Annotated in this window: 6 protein-coding genes; all 6 read right to left on the bottom strand. The window is 72.5% G+C overall.

Features of this window, described 5'->3' with window-relative positions:
* Window positions 1-90: 90 nt before the first annotated feature.
* Window positions 91-1,353 (bottom strand): ATP-grasp domain-containing protein, encoded by a 1,263-nt coding sequence (locus BMY40_RS13825; protein WP_093659133.1) that lies wholly within the window; start codon window positions 1,351-1,353, stop codon window positions 91-93.
* The gene (locus BMY40_RS13820; RefSeq protein WP_177214001.1) at window positions 1,350-1,652 is read right to left on the bottom strand and encodes a hypothetical protein; all 303 of its coding nucleotides are present in this window, start codon (window positions 1,650-1,652) and stop codon (window positions 1,350-1,352) included. The genes BMY40_RS13825 and BMY40_RS13820 overlap by 4 nt, the downstream gene beginning before the upstream one ends.
* Before the next feature lie 113 nt (window positions 1,653-1,765).
* Window positions 1,766-3,019: an ATP-grasp domain-containing protein gene (locus BMY40_RS13815; protein ID WP_093659129.1), complete on the bottom strand. Its 1,254-nt coding sequence runs from the start codon at window positions 3,017-3,019 to the stop codon at window positions 1,766-1,768.
* A gap of 103 nt (window positions 3,020-3,122) precedes the next feature.
* Window positions 3,123-4,076, bottom strand: coding sequence for a TauD/TfdA family dioxygenase (locus tag BMY40_RS13810; RefSeq protein ID WP_093659127.1), 954 nt, complete (start codon window positions 4,074-4,076; stop codon window positions 3,123-3,125).
* A 41-nt stretch (window positions 4,077-4,117) separates the two neighbouring features.
* Window positions 4,118-4,267, bottom strand: a complete 150-nt coding sequence (locus BMY40_RS28065) for a hypothetical protein (protein ID WP_177214000.1) — start codon at window positions 4,265-4,267, stop codon at window positions 4,118-4,120.
* Window positions 4,268-4,450: 183 nt separating this feature from the next.
* Window positions 4,451-6,289 carry a carbamoyltransferase family protein gene (locus BMY40_RS13805; RefSeq protein WP_093659125.1) on the bottom strand — a complete coding sequence of 613 codons (1,839 nt, stop codon included), beginning with the start codon at window positions 6,287-6,289 and terminating at the stop codon, window positions 4,451-4,453.
* Window positions 6,290-6,358 lie beyond the last annotated feature (69 nt).

Raw genomic sequence — 6,358 nt, 5'->3', positions numbered from 1 at the left:
CCACCGCCCCGTAGGCACGGCCGCGGAAGATGCGGCCGTCCTCCAGAACCAGTACGGCGGGCACCCTGGCGGCCGTGCGAACAGAAGTCGTCATCGGTCCAGCCCGCACACCGCCCGGCCTCCTCCCCGGTTCGTCCCGGCGGGAACGCACTCCAGCCGGAACTGCGCCGCCGTGCGGAGGACTGCCTTCTCCACGTCGCCGCTGGACTCGCCCCGGAACCGGAACCGCGCGCCCACGTGCTCGTACCCGCCCACCTGCGGGACGACATGGCCGACGGCCGGGATCACCGACGCGTAGGGGCCCTCGTCAGGGCTCGGGGCCTCGGGAAGGGCCCAGGACGTCACACGGCAGGGGGCCGGTACGGGCGAGGGCACCAGCAGCCAGCCGCCCGTACGCCAGCGGTCCGGCACGGGGAGCGCCGGGCGGCGGCCGAGCTGGACGTCGGCGGCGGCGTGCATCAGGTCGATGCCGTGCACCTCACGCCAGACGAACGGGATCTCCGCCCCGCCGACCCGGTAGCCCGCCTCCAGGAACCGGACCGTGCGCCGGCCGTCGGGCGACGTACCGACGAATGCCTCCAGATGGAAGACCCAGGGTTCCGGGCCGAGTGCGCGCGCGACCCGGTCCGTGAAGCCGGAGAGCGATGCGAGGAGGTCCGGATCGTCGACCTCGACCGAGCCGAGTGCCTCGCCCCTGGTGAAGTCCACACAGGTGTTGACGTAGCGGGACGCCCGCCAGGGGCCGAGCCCGTCGCCGGTCCACAGGCCGTCGATGTGGAAGACCGCGTCTGCGCAGAACTCCTGCACCAGACGGGGCTCGGGAGGCAGGGTGCGCAGCGACGGCAGGTCGGCGGGGCTCTCCAGGAGCACGACGCCCCGGCTGGCGGTGCCCCTGCGCGGTTTGACCACCACGGGCCATCCGTGGCGGTCGGCGAACGCCCGGACGGCCGCCTCGTCGGGGGCGTCCGCGAAGGCGGGAACCGGTATGCCCGCGCCCTCGACCGTCCGGTTCATGACCAGTTTGTCGCGGAAGCGGGCCAGTGTGCCGGGGGTCTGCCCCGCGCAGCCGAGCCGCTCGCGTACGAGGGCGGCGGTGTCCAGGTCGCCCTCGTTGAGGGCCACCACCCTCTCGGGCGCACCGAAACGGGCGCGCAGCCCGCTCACGGCTCGCCAGACCGCGTCCGGGTCGTCGGTGGCCGGGACCACGTCGACGGCCGCCGCGCGGACGGGTACGGAGTCGAGCGCCGTCTCCGTGGTCACGTAGGTGACCCGGTGGGCGCGGTGGTCGAGATAGTCCTCGTAGTGGGCGTGCCGGTCGCGCCAGCGGTGGATGACGACGATGTGCCCGCTCATGAGCGCTCCGCCTCGGCGGTCGCCATGTCCCGGACCCGGCCCACCGCGAAGGTCGCCGAGACCACCGCGGCGCGGGCCGAGCCGAGCGCGCCGCGGGCCGCCTCCAGATCGCCGCCCGGGAGCTGGGCCACGATGTCGGTCGCGCAGTCGATCAGGTGCAGAGCGGCCCGGGCGAGCGGCTGATCGCAGGTGTACCGGTCCTCGACGAGCCGGCGGACGGAGTTCAGTTGGGCGACGGGATCCGGTGTGGAGCCCTCCGCCAGGACAGTGGAGGTGATCGTGTTCACAGGAGGTTCCATCCCAGGGAGCGTGAGGGTGCGGGGGCTTGCCCGGGACCGGGCGGCCGGGCCCACGACCGGGGCCCGGCCGCCCGGCCGGCACGGTGCGGAGGGGGAGCGGCGGGCGGCGGCCTTCAGCTGGTCCTGAAGCGGATCCTGTCGTTGGCGGCCTCGCACCTGGCGACGGCGTCGTCCGCGTCGCGCCCGGAGGCGATGACGTATCCGGAGACGCAGTCGGCGACGGTCAGCAGCGGCGGCACGGTCTCACCGACGCTCTTGCCGATCACCGCCGCCACCTCGGTGCCCGTGAACTCGTCCAGGTAGGGCAGGAAGACGTGGAGCTTCTCGCCCCTGGGGACGTGGCGGATCTCGTCGGCCGCGTCGTCGGCCACCTCGATCCCGGTGATCGTGCCCGGCTCCGGGGTGAAGAACCGGACCGCGGCGCCGCCCAGGGGCTCGGGCGGGGTCTGCGGCAGTTCGTCGATGCCGAGCGGCACCGTGAGGAACATCCGGTTCAGGTCCAGCCCGAAGGCGCGGCGGACCAGCTCGGGCGCGCCGCTGCCGGCCAGCCGGGCGTGCGACTCGAGAACGCGCGGGCCCTTCTCGGTGAGGACGAACTCACTGTGCGAGGGCCCTTCGGTGAGGCCCACGGCGTCCAGGACCCTGGGGGTGAGGTCGCGGAGTTCGGCGAGCCACGGGGCGGCCTGGCGGCTGGGAGTGCTGACCTCCCACTCGACGTACCGGTCGTTCATGCGGTACTCGGAGTAGCCGATGGGCAGGTGCCGGCCCTCGTGCGAGAAGGAGTCCACACTGACGACGGGGCCGTCCAGGTACTCCTCGGCGATGACCCCGGAGACGTCCGCCTCGCTCAGTGCCCGCCAGGCCCTCTCCGCGTCCCCGGGGCCCTCCACGGTGTGGATGTGGAGGCTCGCCACGCCGTCCACCGGCTTGACGATGATCCGGCCGCCGGTCTCGGCCCGGAACGCCTCGATCTCGGCGGCGCCCTCCACCCTGCGGTACCGCACCGGGCTCAGCCCGTGCCGGTCCAGCAGCTCCCTGGTCAGCGCCTTGTCCTTGAGTGCCCGGGCGGTGGCCTCGGTGACGCCCGGCAGGCCCAGCGAGTCCACGACGAAGCCGGTGGACTCGGCGGCCGGTTCGGTGGTGGTGAGGACGCGGTCGAAGGGGCGCTCGTCGTGCAGCGGCTTCAGCGCGTCGAGGACCGCCTGGCCGTCGGCGATGGGGGCGTGCACGATGCGTTCGCAGTGCTCCGCCACGGCCACGTCGTAGGCGCCCTCCTCGTGGACGAGGACGACGTCGATGCCGAGTTCTCTCGCGCCCGTGACCGGTGCCGGCCTTCCGCCGACGACCGCTACGCGGTACTTGCCCATGACGTTCCCTCCGGTGGTGTGCGGTATGTGCGGTATGTGCGGGGTGTGGTGCGTTCGGTGTGCGGTGCGTGCCGGGCGGGGCGGCGGCGGTCCGGGCCGGCCGTCAGGCGGCGTAGCAGCGGCGCAGCCAGCGGGCCCGCACGTGGGGGCGCGGGGTGAACGCCTTGCGGCGGTGCAGTACCCGGCGGTTGTCGAAGATCATGAAGTCGCCGGTCTCCAGGACCAGTTCGGCCGACGGCACGGTCGGCAGGACCGCGCACCACCGCTCCAGCGCCCGCTTGGCGGCGTCCGTGATGCCGACCGTCGTCCCGCGGTCGTAGCGCGCACGGTGGCGGCCGTCCGGGCCGATCTCGAGGACCTCGGTCCGCACCAGCGGCCCGGTGGCCTCCCTGTCGTTGGAGTCGGGCGCGCCGATCTCGAACTCCGCGGCCGTCAGGCCGAGCCGGGTCTCCTCGTCGAGCCGTACGACGACGTCGTCGAGCGCCGCGATCTCCGTGGGCACCCGCTCCTCGTTGCGCACGGCGTAGAAGGTCAGGTACGGCGGTGTGTACAGCCGGGGGTCCGAGCCGGGCGGTCCGAACGGCTGGTGCGGGTTGTCGGTGTGCCAGAAGAACTCCGAGTCCGCCCCCCAGGAGCTGGTCGTCCCGGAGGCCGCCGGGTTGGGCACCACGTTGCGGACGAGCCGGCCGTCGTTCTCGTAGCGGACGGCGAACGGCGTGCACCCCAGGATCCGTATGAGCCCCAGGTGGATCGCGTTGGTCACGGCGAGTTCGGTCTCGTCCCCGAATCCGCTCACCGGTGTGGGCGGGAACTCCTGCATCGGCAGGTTGGAGAGCAGGAGCGCGTGGGAGCCCGCCGCGGTGAACACCTGGATTCCCTGGAGGATGTCGCCGGGCAGGTGGCGCCGCAGGGCGTACGCGCCGATGCCGGCGAGTATGGCGTCGTCGAGGTCCGATTCCAGGTTGGTCTCCGAGACCCGCGCCGAGATCTCCTTGCCCAACAGGTCCCGGACGCCGTCCTCGACGCGATACCGGGCGAACTGGAGCAGGCTGGTCATCGATGTCTCCGTTCAGTCAGTTGCACGCCTTTGTGCGCCGCTCAGCGGACGGGCGGCGGGGCCGACGGAATCCAGTACGTGTCCGTACTCCGGTTCCAGCGGCGGGCCAGGGGGTCTTTGACGAGCCGGCCGAGCAGGCCGGCGGGCGTCACGAGCAGGTAGTAGAGGATGAGGAGCAGGAAGGTGCGCATGGACGTTCCGTTCTCTCGGCGGACGGTGCGGGGCCGGGCCTGTCCGCCCGTGCGGGGCCGGGGCCCTGGGGCGGGACGGCGGCGGGACGGCGTACGTCGCGGGGCCCCGCTCGTCCGGCGCGGCTCCGCGGGCGGGCTCCAGTCGAGCGGGCTCCAGTCGAGCGGGATCTAGTCGAGCGGGATCTAGTCGAGCGGGATCTCGTCGCGCCAGTCGGACGCCTCTGTCCAGGAGGGCTGTTCGTGCTTCTCCAGCAGGAAGTTTCCGAGCGCCAGCATGTCGATGTCGGTGCGCATGAAGCAGGTGTAGGCGTCGTGCGGGGAGTTCACGATGGGCTCGCCACGCACGTTGAAGGAGGTGTTGACCAGGACCGGACAGCCCGTGCGGGCCTTGAAGGCGGTCAGCAGCCGGTGGTACGCGGCGTTGCCGTGCTCCGTGACCGTCTGCACCCGCGCCGAGGAATCGACGTGGGTGACGGCCGGGATGGTGGAGCGCCGCACCTTCAGCAGGTCGAGCCCGGAGGCGCCGCCGTCGTCGGCCTCCAGCCGCTGGGCGGCGGCGACCTGCGAGACCACCAGCATGTACGGGCTCTCCTGCGGCAGGTCGAAGTAGTCCTTGGCGTCCGGTGCCAGCACGGCCGGCGCGAACGGGCGGAACGACTCCCGGAACTTGATCTTCAGGTTCATCGTCGACTGCATGTCCGGGTTGCGCGGATCCCCGATGACGGACCGGGCGCCCAGCGCACGCGGCCCGAACTCCATGCGCCCCTGGAACCAGCCGACGATCTTCCCTTCGGCCAGCCCGTCCGCGACCGTCTCGGCCAGCGTGGTGCTGTCCAGCCGCCGGTGCGGGATGCCGTTGGACTCCAGGTACTCGGCGATCTCCTCGTCGCCGTAGGCCGGGCCCAGCAGCGCGCCGCTCATCGCGTCGCGGCCGGTGCGGGTGTGGTCGCGCCGCGCGCCGCGCTCCAGGGAGACGGCCTGGGCCGCGCCGAGCGCGCCTCCGGCGTCGCCTGCGGCGGGCTGGATCCACACCTCGTCGAAGATCCCGGCGTCGACGACCTTGCCGTTGGCCACGCAGTTGAGCGCGACACCGCCGGCCATGCACAGCCTGGACTCCCCGGTTCGTTCGCGCGCCGTCCTGGCCAGCCGGAGCACGACCTCCTCGGTCACCGCCTGCACCGAGGCCGCCAGGTCGAACTCCCGCTCGGTGAGCGGACTCTCCGGCATGCGCCGCGGTCCGCCGAAGAGCCTCTCGAAGCCGCGCCCGGTCATCACCTGGCCGCGCAGGTACTCGAAGTAGCGCATGTCCAGACGGAAGGAGCCGTCGGGCTTGATGTCGATGAGCCGTTCGCGGATGAGGGACGCGTAGCGCGGCCTGCCGTACGGCGCGAGGCCCATGAGCTTGTACTCGCCCGAGTCGACCTTGAAACCGCAGAAGTAGGTGAACGCCGAGTACAGCAGGCCGAGCGAGTGCGGGAACCGCAGCTCCGCCAGGGGCCGCAGTTCGGTGCCGCGGCCGTGCCACAGGGTGGTGGTGGCCCATTCGCCGACGCCGTCGATGCACAGGACGGCCGCGGACTCGTAGGGGCTGGGGAAGAAGGCCGACACGGCGTGCGACTCGTGGTGGCGGCGTACGGAGAGTTCGGGCACCCGGCCCCTGCCCAGCGCCGCGAGCCCGGCGCGCACGGTGTCCGCGGTGCGCAGCTTGCCCTCGCGGCCGAGCCAGGCGGGCAGGGTGTCGCGGAAGGAGGCGAAACCGGTGGGCGCGGCGCCCGCGAAGGTGGCCAGCACTCGGCGGAACTTCAGCCGCGGGTCCTCGTAGTAGGCGACGGCGGAGACGTCGTCCAGGCTCACGCCCTGCTCGTCCAGGCAGTACGCGATCGCGCGCGAGGGGAAGGAGGGATCGTGCCGCCGCCTGCTGAAACGTTCCTCCTGTGCCGCGGCGACCGGTACGCCGTCGGCGACCAGCGCGGCCGCGCTGTCGTGGTAGAAGGCGGATACTCCGATGATCAGGTCAGACATCGCCGTGTTCCTCCACCGGGATCGGGCCACACCCCTGTGTGGCCGGGCATGTGTACGTCGCCGCGCGCA

This window comes from Streptomyces radiopugnans, from assembly GCF_900110735.1.
Classification (GTDB): Bacteria; Actinomycetota; Actinomycetes; order Streptomycetales; family Streptomycetaceae; genus Streptomyces; species Streptomyces radiopugnans.
The sequence above is the reverse complement of the archived record's forward strand: the minus strand, read 5'-3'. Positions and strand labels throughout refer to the sequence as shown.

Coding starts and splice junctions, on each gene's coding strand:
- BMY40_RS13825 (WP_093659133.1), bottom strand. CDS start 1,353: ATGAGCGGGCACATCGTCGTCATCCACCGCTGGCGCGACCGGCACGCC.
- BMY40_RS13820 (WP_177214001.1), bottom strand. CDS start 1,652: ATGGAACCTCCTGTGAACACGATCACCTCCACTGTCCTGGCGGAGGGC.
- BMY40_RS13815 (WP_093659129.1), bottom strand. CDS start 3,019: ATGGGCAAGTACCGCGTAGCGGTCGTCGGCGGAAGGCCGGCACCGGTC.
- BMY40_RS13810 (WP_093659127.1), bottom strand. CDS start 4,076: ATGACCAGCCTGCTCCAGTTCGCCCGGTATCGCGTCGAGGACGGCGTC.
- BMY40_RS28065 (WP_177214000.1), bottom strand. CDS start 4,267: ATGCGCACCTTCCTGCTCCTCATCCTCTACTACCTGCTCGTGACGCCC.
- BMY40_RS13805 (WP_093659125.1), bottom strand. CDS start 6,289: ATGTCTGACCTGATCATCGGAGTATCCGCCTTCTACCACGACAGCGCG.